Genomic DNA, 19,012 nt, shown 5'->3' on the forward strand with positions numbered 1-19,012 from the left:
CCACTAAAGCTATCCCAACCCGGTATGTGAACCGTTTTGGTATCGCTGCATGATGAAAATAGAGCGGCTGCAATAACAGCTCCTGAGTAAATATATTTTTTAATTGTCATATTTCTTAATTTTTGAGGGGGAGAAAGACTCTCCCCTTTGTAATTAGTCAACTGCTGGTTCAGCTAAGTTTGGATTTAAATCCTCTTGAGCTAATGGTATTGGTAAATACTCGTGCTCACCAGCAACAAAACCTTCAAGCTTGCCAGCTTTTCCTGTTCTTACTAAATCGAAGAAACGGTTACCCCATTCTACTGAAAGTTCAGCACGACGCTCATCAAGGATATCATCTTGTGTTGGACTATTGATTGGATCTAAACCAGCTCTTGTGCGTACTTCATTTAATGGGCCTGCAGCATTACCTCCAACCATTACTTTAGCTTCAGCATTCATTAACAGAACATCGGCATAACGCAGTACTTTTATATTGTTGTTTGAGCCATAGTCGTTACGTCCGGGAGTAATTTGATCAGATGGCACATAAGGCTTTCCGTTGTAATAAGCTTTTATGTCTTGGTAATCTGGCTCAAACAAAGGAATAGAATCTCCTGCAGGTGTAAATTCGCCTGATGATAAAATAGAAACCTCCCAACGAAGATCTTCGTTACGATCTTTCATAAAATCTAAATGTTCTTTCTCAAACATGATGAAACCCCAACCAGCTATTGGCGCTTCTCCTTGAGCCGGACCTTGATGACCGAACCATGAGCCACCGTATATTTGGTCGCCACTACCGTTATCAAAATCAGTAAACTGAAGTTCATATAGTGATTCCGGTGCTAATTTTCCAGGTATTTTAAAGTAATTGTAATATGCATCACCCTCACTTAAACTGATACCAGCTTCAAGAATAATTTGATCTGTAATAGATTCAACTAAACTGAAATCACCTTCCATCAAGGCAACTTTTGCTTTTAAAGCCATTGCTGTATATTTGGTTACAGCACCAGGGTGCGATGTTTGAGTTTCTGGTAAATGTTGAATACAGAAATCTAATTCTTCTTTAATGTACTCTCTAACTTTAGCTAAAGAATTACGGTAAGGTTGGTAAGGGATACCGTAAGTAATATCTTCTGGATTAATGATAGGTACATCACCCCAAAGGTTACTAATAAGGTAGTATGCTAAAGCTCTGTGGAAGATGATTTCAGCTTCGTAAGAATTGATTAATGCAATATCTTCATCACTAGTTAAATGCTCACGGAAGTTATCCATTAGCACTTGATTATCGTGTGTATTAAAAACCAATTTGTAAAACGATACCCATGTGTTGTTTAAAGCCCAAAATCCTTTAGCCAGTGGATAGTTGAAGTTTTCAACGTTTAAGTATTCGCCCTGATCGTTTAATGAGCCACCACCTTTAGTAACTTCGTCTCCACGTACGTTTAATAAAGGCCAAATTTCCCATTGCGATAAACGTGCACGTGCTTGTGAGTATACCCCAGATACTGGTGCATACATCAGGCTTTTATCAGTATAGTCGATATCCTCAGAAGGGATAGTTCCTTCTTGAACAATATCTAACCAATCGGTGCAGGATGACATTAAAACTGACATGATCAGCATTAATGCTATTTTATTTAATTTTTTCATTGAATTGCTATTTTATGTCATTTAAAAGAAACGCCAAATGGATGTTAAATTGGAGTACAGAACAAGTTCATCTGGCTGTTTCAAATAAAATGTATTGTTAAAAATTAATGCGTGCTCCTAAAGAGAAGATTGCAGGTACAGGATATACTGAATAATCAATTCCGTTTGGTACTTCAGGAGTAAAACCATTTGAATTAAAGAAAGTAAATGGTCTGTCCATATTTACAAATACTTGTGCAGCCTGTAAACCAATTTTCTCCATAGCCGTGCGTGGGATATCATACGATAAACGTACGTTTTGAATACGGAAATACGATCCATCTTCAATTAAGGCATCACTCAAACGACCGTTATTCCATGAGCGGTATAAACCTTCTGCTGAAGGAGCGCTATTTGTTGATTCAGGTCCTGTCCACAAGCTATGGTATAGGTTTGCATCAACATTATTTTCAGGATGTTTGTTAATATCGGCACGTCGGGCATTTAATATTGATACACCTTGGACACCTTGGAAGTTAGCAGCTAAAGTCCAACCTTTGTAACCAACAGCTACATTAATACCGTATGTGAAATCCGGATTTGGATCGCCTAATGTAGTACGATCATTATCATCTATTTGGCCATCGCCATTTAAATCTTTATATCTAAAATCACCTACTTGTAGGTTGTTATCTTGCGCAATAGGGCAGGCATCTATTTCTGCTTGTGTTTGATACACACCATCTGTTTGCCATCCATAGAATGAGTATAATGAGCCTCCTACATAAGAACGCTGAGGTAACTCTGCAGTTCCTGTTTGAAGATATGGCTCACCACTTAAATCGGTTACTACATTTTTAATAGTTGTGATGTTACCGCCAATTGAATAATGGAAATTGTCACCAATTTTATCCGACCAGTTTACCATTACTTCAACACCCGAGTTGCGAACAGAACCTGCATTTTGTAATAAGTGACCATTACCCATAGGAAGCGTGGTTAAAATAACCATGTTGCGTGTTTCTCTATTGTAGTAATCTACTTCAGTACTTAATCTATAATCGAACATTTTGGCTTCAATACCAATGTTTTTCTCATCAACCATTTCCCACTCTAGATCAGTGAAAATTGGATTGTTTACCATACCCGGAACTAAGTTTGTTCCTCCAAAAATACCTGAATCACCTAGGCCACCATTTGCAATAGAAGCAAAGCCATCGTTACCCGGAACTCTATCGTTACCCAATAGACCCCACGAAGCACGCATTTTTAAGAAATCAACATTAGCATTTGATAATCCGCTAGCCCAATCTTCTTGAGAAATTACCCAACCAGCACCAAGTGATGGAAAGTAACCCCATTTTTGTTGATATTTCGATGATCCATCAGCACGCATTGTAAGTGATAATAGATATTTGTGGTTGTAATCGTAAGAGAAACGTGTAAAGGCTGACATGCCTCTAAAGCGAGCTCCTCCATCGTCACTTCTTCTAGTATCGGCATCGCCAGAACTTAAATAATCTTTGTTCGTAACATTTTGAGCAGTACCATTTAACCAACGGTAATTTTCTTCACGTACTGAGAAACCAACCATCGAGGTTAAGCTATGACCACCCCAGTTATTACGTACTGTTGCGGTATTATCCCATACGTAATCGTAATTCCAATTGGTTGTTTTACTTAAGTTATTAACCAGTTGTTGGTTGTTTCCTACTACATACTCTGGAGTATACAATGTTGCTGCTCCATATCTGAAATCCATGTTCATCGATGAACGTAATGTAATATCCTTGTTATCCCACGGCTTTAACTCAGCATAAATATTTGGCATAAAGCGTGTGATGTCAGAACTATTATCTCCATGGTAATAGGCTCTTGAAACTGGATTTGAATAATACGTTCCGTAACCTAAGTCATGAGGATTATCAAAAGGAACAGGGTAAGAGTTACCACTATTCTCTTGTTCGTATACCGGATACATTGGATTGTTTACATAAGCTTGAAACCATGCTTGTTCATCATCAATCATGCGATGCTCTTGCGTTAAGATAGTACCAAAGCCTATTTTTAACTTTGAAGAAACCTCATAATCAACTTTACCACGTAGGTTAAAACGATCATATCCACCAGTGGCATCCATAATACCATCTTGGCTAAAGTAACCAACACTAAAGGCATACGCAGATTTGTCATTACCACCTGTAATAGATAAGTTATGATTTTGAATTGGAGCAGTGCTTTTAATCAATTCATCATACCAATCGGTTGATACCCCTGGAACACCATTAGCACCACCATATTTTGCAATGGCATTATCAACAAAACGTCCGTTACCAGAAGCTCTCATTAATTCTGCATATTGGGCAGAATTAGCCATTTCAACACGTTGAGTTACCGATTGAACACCATAGTATCCATCATAAGTAACCTGCATTTCGCGGTTTTTGCCACCACCTTTTGTGGTAATTAAAACAACACCATTTGCAGCACGAACACCATATATTGCTGCAGCAGAAGCATCCTTAAGAATCGACATTGTTTCAATGTCGTTAGGATTAAGGAAATTGATATCATCTAAAAACATTCCGTCTACTACGTAAAGCGGGTTTGAGTTTTGAATAGACCCAACACCACGTATACTTACAGATGGACCTTCTCCAGGAACACCTGAGTTTACAATGTTTACACCTGCAACTTTACCCTGTACAGCAGTCATTGCCGAAGAAGAGTTCATTGAGGTAATTTCATCAGCAGAAACACTTGCAATAGGCGAAGTAAGGTCTTTTGATTTACTGGTACCATAACCTATTACTACCACCTCCTCAAGGTCACTGGCATCACTCTTAAGTACAACTCTAAGGTTTGTTTGGTTTCCAATAGTTACTTCCTGACTAATTAATCCGATGAAGGATACAACTAATACATCAGAAGCATTTACTCCCGGAAGTTCAAAGTAACCATCAAGGTTAGTTGAAGCCCCCGTAGTTGTGCCTTTAATAATAACACTTGCCCCAGGTAACTCAAAGCCAGAATCGTCAAAAACGTGCCCTGTTACAGTTACCGTTTCTTGCGCTAAAACCACTTGGCTTAGCAGCAAAAACATAAATAGAAATTTTCTAATCATTATAGATAATTATTACTTAGTTATTAAAGAGATACCGTTGATAAATGGTAAGCTCTGTACTGAATTAAAATTTATTTCGATTGATTGTGAATCCGTTGTAATGAGGTAGGTTTTAGATAAGCTATGGCATCCGCCCACCAAATCAGAAGGAGAAAAGTTTTTCTCAATAACTGTGTTGTTCACAGTTATATCCATGCTAACATTTTCGGTATGCGTATTTTGCTGCGCGCCTAAATCATAAGCCAATGGAGCTCCAGAATGCTGTAAGTCGGCAAAGTGCAGTGTTAACTCATAAGTGCCAGGTTTTACATCAAATTTGTAAGTAAACTCTCCTTGGCGTTGCGTTTGAAATAAAGGATCATCGTTAGTACCTTTTATTTCAGCTGTAGTTCCTGGTCTGTCTCCTTTAATTAATGGCTCGCCTGAGATATATCCCCAGCTTCCTTTTTCATAAGCCACATCAGGCATAAAAACAATGGAAGAATTATCCTGATGAAAATATGCTTCACTACCAGCGTTGATATGTATAGCTACTTTATCGCTACCAGCAATTTGTTTTTCTTGCGTATTGATATTTATGTAAGTAATATCGTCGGCCTTTTTCCCATCATTAGAGATACTTGTAGCTTTTAATACATGTTTACCATCTTTAATGGCTAATGCCCATTTGGCAGAAAAGTTTTTGACAGCCTTTTGGCCGATGAATACATCATCCATATAAAGCTTAATGCTATCAGAATTAGAATAAACTTTTATGAATTGTATACTATCGGTCTCCAATAGAGTTCTATTGTCCCAGTCACGCGTAGCAATATGCAATACAGGCTCATGGTCAGTTAGTAGTGCTTTCTGATAATAAAATACATCCTTTGGTTCACGGTTTTTATAAACCATACCTTTGTTGTTGATGCGTGGCATTGATTCTTGTCGGGCAGCAGAACTGAAGTCAATAAGATTCCACATGGCACCTCCCATAATGTAACTTGAATCTCTAATTACAGGCCAGTAATGCTCCATAAATTCTTGCTGATATTCAATTGAAAAATCAAATTTCTGAGGATTGAAACTATGAATACGCTTATCCGATCCAGCACCAAACTCAGAGATGATAAGAGGACGTGTTGGGTATTTTTGATGTTCGTTGACTACAAAATCTTCAAAATCATTTATGCTATTTCCGTACCACCCATCATACAGGTTCCAACCAGATATATCAGCAACTTCGGCTAAGCCAATTTCGTTATACAATTGTGTGCCATGATAGGCCATAACTGTATATCGAGAAGGATCAAGTTCTTTTGTTAAAGCTTCCAGCTCATAGGCTAAATCTACCGTAGCTTTATATTGCGCATCACACTCTTTCTTATTTTTTATTCTATAAGGAACTTGAATGATAGCCTCATTCATATAACCCCACATAATTATTGATGGATGGTTAAAATGTTGCTGAATCATTTCTGATAAGGCTGATTTTGCATTTGCTTTAAACGCATTGTTGTTATTGACTAAATCCACTACTGGGATTTCTTCCCATACCAATAAACCCAACTCATCACAAGCATCTAATACAGCTTTAGATTGCGGATAATGTGCTAGTCTAATGAAATTGTTACCCATTTCTTTAACTAGAGCTATATCGTCGTAATGTTGTTGATCTGTAAGGGCAATTCCTTGTGCATCTCTATCCTGATGGCGGCTAACACCCATTAGCTTTAGTGCTTCCCCATTTAAAACAAGAGCATTGTTATTATCTAATTCGAGCCAACGCCAACCTATATTTTCTGTAAGTGCATCTACAACAACGCTCTTACTATTAATTATGTTAAGTTCTAGTTTGTATAAGTTTGGAGTGTCAGGACTCCAAAGCATAGGGTTTTTAATCTCAGGCATTGTGTAATCAATGCGTTTTACTCCATTGCTGATGTTTTGCTTAATACTTTTATTAAATACCTCTTTACCATTTGGGTCAATACATTTAATTTGGATAGTTGACTTTAACTTTGTTTCAGTATTATTTTTAACATCTATAGTTAATGCTCCTCTTGCCTCAGTGTGTGAAATACTTTTGGTATAGAATTTAACTCCGGCTCCTCCAAGATCATCAATGGCGAACTGTAATTTGTTTTTTTGAATGAACCACACAGGGCGATATATTCCTCCAAAAATTGTGAAGTCACCCGAAAGGGGAGGTATGTCTTGATTGGTGTTATCAACAACTACACTAATAGTATTTAAACTATCATATTTTATGGCTTCATTAATATTAACGTAAAAACCAGTGTAGCCCCCTTTATGAGTTTTGATGGTTTCTCCGTTTACAATTACAGTAGCTAAAGAGTTAACGCCTTCAAAGTATAAGTAGCTATCTGCGTTTTTACTGATAGCATCAATAAAAAAATGTTTTGTATAAGTAGCTTCACCTCTATAATAATTTGCAGTTTGGTAAGCATCATTATTATAATGGTGGGGCAATACAACTTGTGCTGCATCTTCCTTTTGATTTTTAAAACTAAAAAACCATCCATCATTAAATGATGTTTTAACTTGTGCCTCAGTAGTGCAAAAGTGGATGAATATTAAGACGACTATTACGAACCCTTTTTTCATTTGTTTTCTGAAATTGCTTTGTTGTGATTGTGGAACAAATATTCAGAAAAAGCCTTGTTGTGCATGAATTATCCATACATCAAAAGTACATCACGTCTTGCTTTGTCTTTGTAAGATGCGGGTTATTAGTGTTTTGTAGGATTGTAAACAAGCATTAAATTAAGGTTAAAAAATCTTTAGATATATATTAATACATCACTATATTTGGCAGGGAAATTGATATAAACATTGTTAGTTTATATAACGTTTTGTACATATACTACTACATATAATTTACGCACACATATGATAATAAAAATAGTTGGTAGGCCTGTGTTTACCGTATTAATATTTCATTTAGCATTATTAAAATTAAGTGCTCTTAATACTACAAATGTAAATCAACAAATGGTTGTTACACCTTCTGTGACTACATTTATGAAAGATGTTTACAATGCCGAGAATCAAAATTGGGATGTAAGTAGTTCGGACAAAGGGGTGGTATATTTTGCCAATTCATTAGGGCTGTTAGCATATGATGGAGAGAATTGGGAACTACACAGCACTGATAATATACTGCGATCAGTGCATTGCATTGGAGATACTATTTATGTGGGAGGCAATGGAATAATGGGCTACTATATTGAAAGTGAAAATTTATCTACATTCTATTCTTTATCCAATATACAATCCGATATATGGAAGATTTATTCATTTGATGAGGATGTTGTATTTCAATCGTTTAATAGATACTTCTACCTCGATACCAATGGTAGAATTAGTATTGAGCGTATAGCAGAGGGTAATACTAGTTATTCATATCCGCTTGAGAATGAAATCTTTTATCAGGTAAATTACGGTGCTTTATTTGCTTTAAAACCCAATAAATCTAGTCGACAAATAATTGATGATACTATATTGAGTAAGTATATGGTCAATTACATTTCTAAACTTGAGCAGAACAAGTATCTAATAGGAACTAGAAATAATGGGCTGTTTTTTATTGAAAATAATGAGTTGCGACCATTTAATGGGGAGTTAAATGAATTACTCAAACGATATAAGATTAATAGAGCAATTCATTTGAAGGATGATACCTATGTTTTTGGAACTTTGGATGGAGGACTAATTGTTGCTAATTTATCCGGTGAAATTAAGTATGTTCTCAACCAGAAAAATGGATTGGCCAATAATAGAGTACATAGTTTATACAAACAAGATGATTCTAATTTATGGGTTGGTACTGAAAATGGGATATCACATATCAATATTGAAAACCCCTTGCGTTACCTAGAAAATAAGAATATTGAATTAGGAATTAATTACGACTTGGTAGAATACAATGGTTATTACTATTTATGTACAAATAAAGGCGTATACCGTAATAAAGTTAAACCCTTTCAATCCTATAAACACAACCTAGAATTGGTTGATGGAACAGAAGGACACGCATGGAGCTTGAATGTAATTGATAATAATCTGTTTATAGGACATAATGATGCAAGCTTTATTATAGAGGGAGATCAATTAAGGAAATTGTCACATATAGCTGGTGGTTATCAATTTTTACGAAGTAAAATAGACCCAAGTATTATTTACCAAAGTTCTTTTTATGGATTGGCCGTTTATAAGAAGATAAACCAGCAATGGAATCTTTATTATACAATAAATAATATTGATGGACCAACGCGCGATGTAATTGAACTTGAAGATGGTTCGTTGCTAGTTAGCTCGCAATACAAGGAAGCTTTTCATGTTTATCCAGATAATGAATTGAAGAGTGCACAAATTAAAGATTTGAGTAAGCTCACTGCCTTCAAGAATTCAAAGTGGATTAGAGCTTTTAATGTTGGGGATGATCAACTTTTAGTTACCAATGATACCTCTGTTTATTATAAAAATGAGCAATTGTATAAAGCTCCTGCAGCAATGCAAAATATTAGTTATGTATCAGAGTCAATTAATAACTATAATTTTATCTTAAAAAACGGCCGATTACGTTTGTACAATCCTAATACTAGCCAATTTGTAAATATTCCGTATGATCTGTCTAAAGTAGAGAGGAATCTTATTTTTAAATATGAAAATATTAGAAAAGTAGGCGATGCTAGTTTTATTATTTGTTTATCAGATGGATTAGTTTATTCTAATATTGATAGTTTACTCCAACATCCTATTGCCAATAAAAAGACAGTCTTAACAAATGTTGAATTTAGTAATGATAGGTCAGCAGAAACCTTTACGGTAGATAGTATAAGTGTTATTCCGAATGATTTTAATACGGTAACAATTACCTTCTCTGCCTTAAATTATAATAGCGATTCTAAATATGAAGTATTTCTAGAAGGCTATCATACAGAATGGAGATCCATAAAAAATAGGAATTGGGTAAAATTTCAAAACCTTAGAGAAGGAGAATATAAATTAAAGGTTAGAGAATTGGGTAAGGCTGAAATTACGACTTATGCATTTGTAATAGAACCTCCTATTTTTAGAACAAACATGGCCTATATGATCTATCTGCTCATTGTTATTGTATTAGCTTGGGGCATTCGATTTTCAATAGAAAAAAGAGCACGTTGGAGCCTGTATAAGCTGCGTGTAAAGGAGCGAAAGAAAAGAAATGAACAGTTACTTTTAAGAACAAAGGAGTTATTAAATACTGAGGTGAAAGAGCTGCAATCAGAGGTGTCGAGTAAAACCGATAAATTAACAAACTTGCTTTTACAGAATACCAAGAAAAAGGAAGTTATTGATAATATTAAGGAGGAATTGCACGGTATAAAAAAGGAACAGCGATATGTAAATGCTCGTCATATTGATAAGCTTTCGCGAATGATAAAAACCAATATTGACGAAACTAAAGATTGGTTGGTGTTTGAAGCGGCCTTTTCTGAGGCGCATCAGAATTTCTTTAAACGATTAAAAGAAAAACATCCAAAACTGAGCCCTGAGGATCTTAAATTGTGTGCTTACCTGAAGGTTAATCTTTCTTCAAAAGAATTGGCACCAATATTTAAAATTACTATTCGAAGTGTGGATTTAAAAATTTACCGCTTAAAGAAGAAGATGGATTTGCAGAAGGATGTTAAGCTTAAAGAATACATTCAAAACTTTAATTGATATAACCTACGCACTAAAATAACAAAGGGCACCTTAATCGAGATGCCCTTTGCTGTATTAAATAAAATCGAAGTTTATTTGTTTGGAATATTCTTGAGCGTTTCTACTAGATATTCCCAAAACTTTTCAACTGAGTCAATATTTACTTTCTCGTCAGGTGAGTGAGGAAAACGAATTGTAGGACCAAAAGAAATCATATCCCAATTAGGATAAGCTGCTCCTAAAATTCCGCACTCTAAACCAGCATGGATGCCTTTAATTTCAGGCGTTTCTCCGTGAAGCTTAAAGTACACTTCCTTCATAGTATTGAGTATTGCTGAATCAGGGTTCGGTTTCCAACCTGGATACTGACCGCTAAATTCAATATCGGCACCCGCTAATCTGAATACACTTTCTAATGTTGATTCCACATCATCTTTCGCTGAATCTACCGACCCTCTAATAAGGCACATTACTTTGGTTACGCCATTCTCAGATTTTACAATAGCTAAGTTTAATGAAGTTTCAACAAGGCCTGGCATGCTATCACTCATTCTGATAACACCATTGGGGCAAGCCTGTATTCCGTTCACTAAATCGTCTTGTGCCATTTCATCCATAACAAAAGCAGGCAATTCACATTTCTCAGCTACTAAAGATAAGTTTGGTTCAGTAACAGCCAATTCTGTTTTGAATATTTTAGCAAATTCCTCAACGGTTTCAACAAACTCAATTACATTATTTGAAGGTACTGTTACTGTAGCAAAAGCTTCGCGCGGAATGGCATTGCGTAAGCTACCACCATTAATGGATGATAAGCGTGCGCCATAACAAACAATAACCTCCTTCAATAAGCGGAACATTAATTTGTTAGCATTTCCACGGCCTAGGATAATATCCATACCAGAGTGGCCTCCTTTTAAGCCCGTAAGGGAAATGTTAAAAGCAACAGAATTAGTATCAGCCTCAACTTCGGTGTATTTAAAAGTTGCATTGGCATTTGAACCACCAGCACAGCCTACATATAATTCACCCTCATCTTCCGAGTCGAGGTTTAATAAAATATCAGCATCCAATAAACCAGGCTCCAAACCAAAAGCTCCTGTCATACCAGTTTCTTCATCAATGGTAATTAAGGCTTCAATCGGGCCGTGCTCTATATCGGTAGCTTGTAAAACAGCCATTGCTGCAGCTACACCAATACCATTATCAGCTCCTAAGGTTGTGCCATTGGCTTTAACCCATCCATCTTCAATAAATGTTTCAATAGGGTCAGTTTCAAAGTTATGCACCTTATCGCTATTTTTTTGAGGAACCATATCAATATGGCCCTGCATTACAACGGTTTTAGCATTCTCCATGCCAGGAGTAGCAGGCTTTTTTATAATTATATTTCCAACTTTATCAACAATGGTTTCTAAACCTAGTTTTTGTCCGAAAGCAACTATAAAGTCTGCTGCTTTTTGCTCTTTTTTACTTGGTCGGGGAATCTGAGTTAAGGCATAAAAGCTTTCCCATAAACCTTTAGGTTCTAATTGGGCGATAGTATTTTCCATTTATTGTGTTTTTGTTATTTATAAATAGTGAGGCATAAACCATTGGGTGAGGCTTATGCCTATTTATTTTGATGATTACTTATCCGAAATTTGAATGAGCGCACCTGTAGTTGGGCAAATCTTAACTACAGTACCTTCTTTCTCTAGTATGCTTGATGGCATAGAAACTACTTGTCCGTATTGAGCAATTTTAAGATCTTGGCTCAATAGCTCAATGTTTTTATCAACAATTTTAACGTTGGCAGATCCTGGTAAACAGTAATAAATACCGTTGCGAAGTACTACATCTTCTTTTTTAGGATCAACTACCTTATTGTTTTCAAGTTTTTTAAAATCAGCTCTATCTATTTTAATATAGATTGGCGTACCACTTAAGTCCATGGCATCTACAATACCATTACTTTTTGAGAATCGGCACAAAACTGCATTTCCTCCTTCTTGCGAAGGTGCAAAACTAAAAGACTGCGTTTTTGATGCTTTAATGGTTTTACCTGCAAACATAGAAACAAAGTCTTTCTCCATTTGATCAAACCTATTTAATACTTGCTGATAGGCAATACCATCAGCTGGAGTATTATCAATATTTCCTGATAAAATATCGAAGCGATTGGCTCTGATATTATAAATCATATTGGCAGTTTCTTGAGCCATTGCCGTTGAGGAGGTTTTTAATAAAATATCCTCGGTAAGCTCAACTTCATTAAAGGTGATATCCTCTAAATGAGGAATTTCTTCTTGTTTCTTGCATGGAGCTGTAGTTTTTGGTTCTGCAGGGTTATTAAATCCTCTCAACACACCATCCTTTGTTAGGTTAATATGATCTGCAGAAGAGTTCCCTTCAGTAGTTATACTATACCTTTTGTTTTCATCAGCAATACCTTTGGTATAAACCTTAACACTTTTGATGTGCCACTCTTCATTATCCTGGGTAATTACATTGTTCAAGTTTAAAAAACGTTGTGAATATCTGTAAAAAGGACCCGCTTTTTGAATCACTTTTTCAGTTACAATATCTACCTGAATAATTGATTTTGGTAAGGTGTAGCTTAATGACTGACTGGTTGCATCATCAATAGAATTAGTTGACGTAATGTTAACTTTTGATACGACTTCTTGCGGTACTGAGCAACTCACAAAAAACGCAACGGAAGCTCCGATAAATAAGGTTTTAATGTACTTGTGCATTTTACTGTTTTTGGTATAATATTATTTGTTGTTTATCTCTTTAAACGCTGCTGCTAAATGATTTATTATATCACTAGCAATAAGCGATTCTTGCGATTCGGTATTTAGGGCTATGTCGGCAGACAAGCCATGCAAATATACACCTAATATTGATGCATCCTTACATGAATATCCTTGTGCGAGTAAAGATAAAATTATTCCGCTTAGCACATCACCACTTCCGGCACTTGCCATGCCCGGATTTCCAGTACTGTTAAAGTAGCATGTACCATCAGCAAGGCATATAATGGTATACGCACCTTTTAAAATGGTGGTGCACTTATGTTGTTTACTAAACAATTTAAGCTTTTCTAATTTTTCAGTATCATTTTCCCATTCACCAACTAAGCGTTTAAATTCTCCCGGGTGCGGAGTTAAAACCGTATGTGAGCCAAGATGTTTTAATAAAGAGGGATTTTCTGCCAATAGGTTTAAAGCATCGGCATCTATTAACATGGGTTTTTGGTTATTTATTAATAATTGCTCAAAGGCTTTTGCACTGTTAGGTTTAGTATTTAAACCAGGCCCAATGCCTATGGCTGCATAGGTGTCGAGTGCTGGGAATTGCGTAAAATACATTTCCGACCTATCGATATTTACCATGGCCTCGGGCACGCTAGTTTGCATTATTTGATAACCCCAATGCGGAATATGACAAGTTAATAAACCAAGGCCAGATTTTAAACAGGCCTTGCCCGATAGTACTGCAGCGCCCATTTTTCCGTAACTACCTGCAATTAATAGGGCATGACCAAAAGTACCTTTGTGGGCAAAGCGACTTCTTTTTTTCAATATTACTTTAGGTATTTCTTCATCCACAAAGTAATTGGTGGTTTTACTAGAGGCTATGCCCGAATTGGAGAGTCCAATATTTAATAAACTCCAGTTTCCAACGTAACAATCGCATTCAGGAAATAAGAAACTTAATTTAGGCATTTGAAAGCTTAAGGTTTCAGTGGCTTTAATTATCGGATGCTTGGGATGAGGACTGTTTTCTGCCATTAATCCCGATGGAATATCGATGGAAATAACAGTTCTGTTTAGCATATTTAGTTGTGTAATTATTTCAGCAATTGGTCCTTCAATAGGTCGGTTTAAACCTGTGCCAAATAGCGCATCAATTATAATTCCATCTTCGGGGATATTATCAAGTTGAGCACTGTTCGAAATTAACTTTATTTTATCGGGGGCAAGTGCTTTAAAGCGCTCAAGGTTTATACTGGCATCTTCACTTATAGATTTACCCAAGTCTATAAAGTAGCAATGAATCGACTGTAAGGCATTGGTGAGTAGTCGCGCAATAGCCAAGCCATCACCACCATTATTTCCATTACCGCAAAAAATATAAAAAGGTTTATTAGGGTAGTAATGCAGTAGGTAATCTGCAGCATTGGAGGCTGCTCTTTCCATTAAATCAATTGAACTGATGGGTTCATTTTTAATGGTAAATGCATCTAAAGCTTTAATTTGAAGGGGAGGAAGAATCTTCATACTCTCTATGATTTTGTTTGATGTTTACATGCCATATCATATGGTATAATACCTATGAGGCCTTATTTATATCAATCGGAAGATACAAATATCATTACTTAATATTTTAAGTTTATGTGTATAACTCAGGTTTATATGAGAAAAAACACTTTTTAACTAGGGTAATTTGTCTATTTTTGCCGCGCTTATACAAATATTAAACATCACAAAATATATAATTTCTATAAAATGAGTAATCAGGATAAAGGATTTTTTGGACACCCAATGGGATTGTCTACACTTTTTGCCACAGAGATGTGGGAGCGATTTAGCTATTATGGTATGCGTGCTCTTTTAGTACTGTTTTTAACAGCTGAATTAGCAACAGGAGGTTTTGGATTAGATAGAGAAGCTGCCTTTACCATTTATGGTATTTTTACTGGTTTGGTTTACGTAACACCTCTTTTGGGTGGTGTTTTAGCCGATAAGGTATTAGGACAACGAATGACCATTTATATTGGTGGTTTAACTATGGCTGTTGGTCAGTTTTTGTTATCTGCGGCTGCTATTGGTGGCGATGCCATGGAAACGCGTCAATTTTGGTTTTATGCTGGATTAGGTGTTCTTATTTTAGGTAATGGATTTTTCAAGCCTAATATTTCAACTATGGTTGGAGACCTATACGATAATAATGACCCGCGCAAAGATGGTGGTTTTACTATCTTTTATATGGGTATTAACTTAGGTGCATTTTTATCGCCATTTGTAGCTGGGTATTTAGGCGAGCAAATTAGCTGGGAGTATGGATATTTAGCTTCTGGTTTAGGTATGTTAATTGGTGTAGTTTGGTTTTTAGTTCGTTCTGAAAAAACTTTAGGTCGTATTGGTTTACCTCCTAAAGCTGATGAATCAAGAACTAAATTAAACGCTGTTGATTGGACGAAAGTTGGTATTTACACTGCAGTATTAGTATTCGGTGTTATCGGTTTCATGCAAGGATGGAACGCTTTAAGCGAAGGTGCTCAAAGTACAATACCAAAAGTAGTTGGTGCAATTGGTGGAATTTATCTTACTATTTCAATTGTTCGCGGAGTTGAAAGTAAAGAGCAATGGGCTAGAGTTGCAGTTATATTAATACTAGCTTTCTTTAATATCTTTTTCTGGGTAGGTTTTGAGCAAGCAGGTACAACATTTAACCTTTTTGCAGCTGACAATACTAACCGTATGATTGGGAGTTTCGAAATTCCTGCCTCATGGTTTCAAGCTATTAACGCTATTTTTATTGTATTATTAGCTCCTGTGTTTTCTATACTTTGGTTAAAACTAGATAAGTTAAAACTAAACCCAAAAACGCCATTTAAGTTTGGATGGGGAATGTTGTTATTAGCTGTTGGTGCTGCTGTTATGGCTGTTGCCGATGGGATTTCTAATGGAGGTGAGTCAATGCAGTTAGTATCTCCATTATGGTTAACAGCTGTATATTTAATCTTTACTATGGGAGAGCTTTGTATTTCACCAATTGGATTATCTATGGTAACAAAATTAGCTCCACCAAAATTAGTTTCTACACTAATGGGTGTTTGGATGTTCTCTTTTGCAGCAGGTAACATGGGTGCATCACAAATGGAGAAGTTTTCTGCATCAGTTGAAGCTTCAATAGGTCAGCCAGTAAATGTATTTTGGTTTGTAGCCGTAATTACTGGAGTTGCATCTGTTCTTTTATTCATTCTTTCTCCTTGGTTGAGTAAAATGATGAAAGGTATCAACTAGAACCTTTTAAAAAATATAGTAAGCCCAATGGAATTATTTTCATTGGGCTTTTTTGTGTCTTATTATTTCGTATGTAAATTAGCATTTTAACTCAGTAGGCTGCATATGTAAGATTCGGTGTGTATTAGTAAAATGAAAAAACGTATCATATATTTATAATAATACTTATGTTTGTGCGTTATTTCACCTGTTAATCTTGTGATTGGCAGTAATAATACCTAATAAATACCTAAACTTAAATGAAAACAAACTTGTTGAGCATACTCTTCCTACTTATGGGAACGTATGCTTTCTCTCAAACTAAAAACTTCACCATATCAGGATATATTACTGATGCCGGAAGTGGAGAAAAACTCATTAACGCCAATATTTACGATCCCAACACCTATAAAGGTGCAGTGAGTAATGTATACGGTTTCTATAGTTTATCCTTACCCGAAGGAGATTATAAAATTGTGTATTCCTATGTGGGCTTTGAGAACAAAATCGTAGAAATTAATTTAAAGGAAGATCAGGTGCTAAATATGGCACTAGATTATACCAAATCTATTGATGAGGTAACCGTAGTAGGTGGTGCAGTTACCAATAAACTCGAGGACTCCCAGATGAGTAAAGAGGTGCTTACTATGGAAATGGTAAAATCGATGCCTGCTTTTATGGGAGAGGCTGATGTGATGAAGGCCTTACAATTGCTTCCTGGAGTACAATCGGGCTCAGAATCTACATCGGGTTTATATGTACGCGGAGGTGGTCCTGATCAGAACCTTATTTTACTAGATGGTGTGCCCGTTTACAATGCCAATCATTTGTTTGGTTTTTTCTCCGTATTTAATCCCGATGCTATTAAAAATGTATCGCTTTACAAAGCGGGTTTTCCCGCACGTTTTGGCGGTCGCCTTTCTTCGGTTGTTGATATTAGAATGAAAGAAGGAAATGAAAAGGAATTTCATGGAGGCGTTCAAGTGGGCTTAGTTTCTTCTAAATTTCACTTAGAGGGGCCCATCAAAAAAGATAAAACCGCTTTTCATGTATCGGCTAGGCGTACATACGTTGATGCTTTAATGCGCCCGTTTATGAATGAAGAAGATGGCGTTGTGGGCTATTACTTTTACGATTTAAATGCTAAGGTGAATCATAAATTCTCTGAAAAAGACCGTTTGTATTTGAGTGCTTACGCAGGTAGAGATAAAGCTAGTAGTGCTTGGAATGATGATTACGAATATGATCAGAATGGATATAGGTATAAAGATGAAAGTAAATTACTTTGGGGTAATATAACCACAGCTTTAAGGTGGAATCACGTATTTAATAACAAGCTTTTTAGCAATACTACAGTTACTTATAGCGAATACAATTTCAATGTGCAGAGTGAATCACAAACCTATAAGTATGATATTAAAACAGACGATGTTTTTTACAAATACAAATCAGGGATTGACGATATGAGTGCTAAAATAGAATTTGATTGGTACCCTAATTATACCAATAATATAAAGTTTGGATTAAACTATATATACCACACTTTTACACCAGGGGTTGAAGTTTTTAGGGCTAGTGGAGATTATGACAATATTGATCAATCTACGGGAGATGATCCTACAAATGCACAGGAGATTAATACTTTTATTGAAGATGATATCATCTTAACGGATAAACTGAAAGCCAATGTAGGGCTGCACTATTCAATGTTTAGTGTAGATAATTCTTTCTACTCTTCTATTGAGCCTCGCTTGAGTATGCGTTATATGGCAACTGATAAACTCACATTTAAAGTTGCTTATTCAAAAATGCAACAATACTTACACCTTTTAAGTAATTCAACCATAGGTTTACCTACTGATTTATGGTTGCCTGTAACTGATAAAGTAAAACCTCAAATATCTCACCAAGTGGCTGGTGGAGTGGTGTATAATATATTTCCAGGTTATACATTTTCAACCGAAGGCTTTTATAAGGAGATGCAAAATATTATTGAATATAAAGAAGGTGCTTCTTTTTTTGGATCTTCTATTAATTGGGAAGAGAAAGTAGAATCGGGTGATGGTAAGGCCTATGGTGTAGAGTTTCTGCTAAAAAAAGAACGAGGTAAAAGTACAGGTTGGCTTGGGTATACTTGGTCACGTTCTGAACGATTATTCGATAATTTAAATAACGGAGAATGGTTTCCTGCTCGATATGATAGAACCCACGATATTAGTGCAGTATACAGTTGCAAGGTATCTGATAAGTTTGATTTTGGTGCCACTTGGGTATTTGGTACTGGTAATGCAGTTACTTTGCCAACGCATTATATTCAACCATTGCCGTCCTCTAATGGTTACTCTGACTTACCATATTTTGAAAATAGAAACAACTATAGAATGCCTAACTATCATCGTTTAGATATTGGATGTAATTTTCACAAAAAGAAGAAGAATGGAACACGAACATGGAATTTGAGTATTTATAATTTATATAACAGGCAAAATCCATTTTATCTTTATCACGATGGGTTCTCATTAAAACAAGTATCGCTGTTTCCTATTTTACCATCTGTATCTTATACCTTTAATTTCTAACT

At 35.9% G+C, this 19,012-nt stretch carries 9 protein-coding genes; 3 read left to right on the forward strand and 6 right to left on the reverse strand.

Annotated elements, in window-relative coordinates; genetic code table 11:
- Window positions 1–153 precede the first annotated feature (153 nt).
- The 3 genes from A8B35_RS05050 to A8B35_RS05060 all read right to left on the reverse strand — a co-directional run bounded on the left by A8B35_RS05050 (window position 154) and on the right by A8B35_RS05060 (window position 7,351).
- Window positions 154–1,641, reverse strand: a complete 1,488-nt coding sequence (locus A8B35_RS05050) for a RagB/SusD family nutrient uptake outer membrane protein (protein ID WP_075602293.1) — start codon at window positions 1,639–1,641, stop codon at window positions 154–156.
- A gap of 97 nt (window positions 1,642–1,738) precedes the next feature.
- Complete coding sequence (locus tag A8B35_RS05055) at window positions 1,739–4,744, reverse strand: SusC/RagA family TonB-linked outer membrane protein (RefSeq protein WP_075602294.1); 3,006 nt, start codon at window positions 4,742–4,744, stop codon at window positions 1,739–1,741.
- A gap of 12 nt (window positions 4,745–4,756) precedes the next feature.
- Window positions 4,757–7,351 carry a glycoside hydrolase family 2 gene (locus A8B35_RS05060; RefSeq protein WP_075602295.1) on the reverse strand — a complete coding sequence of 865 codons (2,595 nt, stop codon included), beginning with the start codon at window positions 7,349–7,351 and terminating at the stop codon, window positions 4,757–4,759.
- Window positions 7,352–7,636: 285 nt separating this feature from the next.
- Between A8B35_RS05060 and A8B35_RS05065 the strand changes: the two genes are divergently transcribed.
- The gene (locus tag A8B35_RS05065) at window positions 7,637–10,453 is read left to right on the forward strand and encodes a triple tyrosine motif-containing protein (RefSeq protein ID WP_075602296.1); all 2,817 of its coding nucleotides are present in this window, start codon (window positions 7,637–7,639) and stop codon (window positions 10,451–10,453) included.
- Between the two features lie 74 nt (window positions 10,454–10,527).
- Here A8B35_RS05065 and A8B35_RS05070 read toward each other — a convergent pair whose 3' ends face one another.
- The 3 genes from A8B35_RS05070 to A8B35_RS05080 all read right to left on the reverse strand — a co-directional run bounded on the left by A8B35_RS05070 (window position 10,528) and on the right by A8B35_RS05080 (window position 14,703).
- Window positions 10,528–11,988 (reverse strand): aminoacyl-histidine dipeptidase, encoded by a 1,461-nt coding sequence (locus tag A8B35_RS05070; RefSeq protein ID WP_075602297.1) that lies wholly within the window; start codon window positions 11,986–11,988, stop codon window positions 10,528–10,530.
- Window positions 11,989–12,063: 75 nt separating this feature from the next.
- Window positions 12,064–13,173 (reverse strand): DUF4831 family protein, encoded by a 1,110-nt coding sequence (locus tag A8B35_RS05075; protein ID WP_075602298.1) that lies wholly within the window; start codon window positions 13,171–13,173, stop codon window positions 12,064–12,066.
- A 21-nt stretch (window positions 13,174–13,194) separates the two neighbouring features.
- Window positions 13,195–14,703 (reverse strand): bifunctional ADP-dependent NAD(P)H-hydrate dehydratase/NAD(P)H-hydrate epimerase, encoded by a 1,509-nt coding sequence (locus tag A8B35_RS05080; protein WP_075602299.1) that lies wholly within the window; start codon window positions 14,701–14,703, stop codon window positions 13,195–13,197.
- Window positions 14,704–14,931: 228 nt separating this feature from the next.
- Here A8B35_RS05080 and A8B35_RS05085 point away from each other — a divergent pair, with 228 nt between their 5' ends.
- Complete coding sequence (locus tag A8B35_RS05085; protein WP_075602300.1) at window positions 14,932–16,452, forward strand: peptide MFS transporter; 1,521 nt, start codon at window positions 14,932–14,934, stop codon at window positions 16,450–16,452.
- 239 nt (window positions 16,453–16,691) lie between these two features.
- The gene (locus A8B35_RS05090) at window positions 16,692–19,010 is read left to right on the forward strand and encodes a TonB-dependent receptor (protein ID WP_075602301.1); all 2,319 of its coding nucleotides are present in this window, start codon (window positions 16,692–16,694) and stop codon (window positions 19,008–19,010) included.
- Window positions 19,011–19,012: the final 2 nt, after the last annotated feature.

Origin of the sequence: Saccharicrinis aurantiacus, from assembly GCF_001660705.2 — a bacterium.
Lineage (GTDB): Bacteria > Bacteroidota > Bacteroidia > Bacteroidales > Marinilabiliaceae > Saccharicrinis > Saccharicrinis aurantiacus.

Excerpts from the sequence above, each read along its gene's own strand:
- A8B35_RS05080 (WP_075602299.1), bottom strand. The coding sequence starts at position 14,703 with ATGAAGATTCTTCCTCCCCTTCAAATTAAAGCTTTAGATGCATTTACC.
- A8B35_RS05060 (WP_075602295.1), bottom strand. The coding sequence starts at position 7,351 with ATGAAAAAAGGGTTCGTAATAGTCGTCTTAATATTCATCCACTTTTGC.
- A8B35_RS05055 (WP_075602294.1), bottom strand. The coding sequence starts at position 4,744 with ATGATTAGAAAATTTCTATTTATGTTTTTGCTGCTAAGCCAAGTGGTT.
- A8B35_RS05090 (WP_075602301.1), top strand. The coding sequence starts at position 16,692 with ATGAAAACAAACTTGTTGAGCATACTCTTCCTACTTATGGGAACGTAT.
- A8B35_RS05085 (WP_075602300.1), top strand. The coding sequence starts at position 14,932 with ATGAGTAATCAGGATAAAGGATTTTTTGGACACCCAATGGGATTGTCT.
- A8B35_RS05065 (WP_075602296.1), top strand. The coding sequence starts at position 7,637 with ATGATAATAAAAATAGTTGGTAGGCCTGTGTTTACCGTATTAATATTT.
- A8B35_RS05070 (WP_075602297.1), bottom strand. The coding sequence starts at position 11,988 with ATGGAAAATACTATCGCCCAATTAGAACCTAAAGGTTTATGGGAAAGC.
- A8B35_RS05075 (WP_075602298.1), bottom strand. The coding sequence starts at position 13,173 with ATGCACAAGTACATTAAAACCTTATTTATCGGAGCTTCCGTTGCGTTT.
- A8B35_RS05050 (WP_075602293.1), bottom strand. The coding sequence starts at position 1,641 with ATGAAAAAATTAAATAAAATAGCATTAATGCTGATCATGTCAGTTTTA.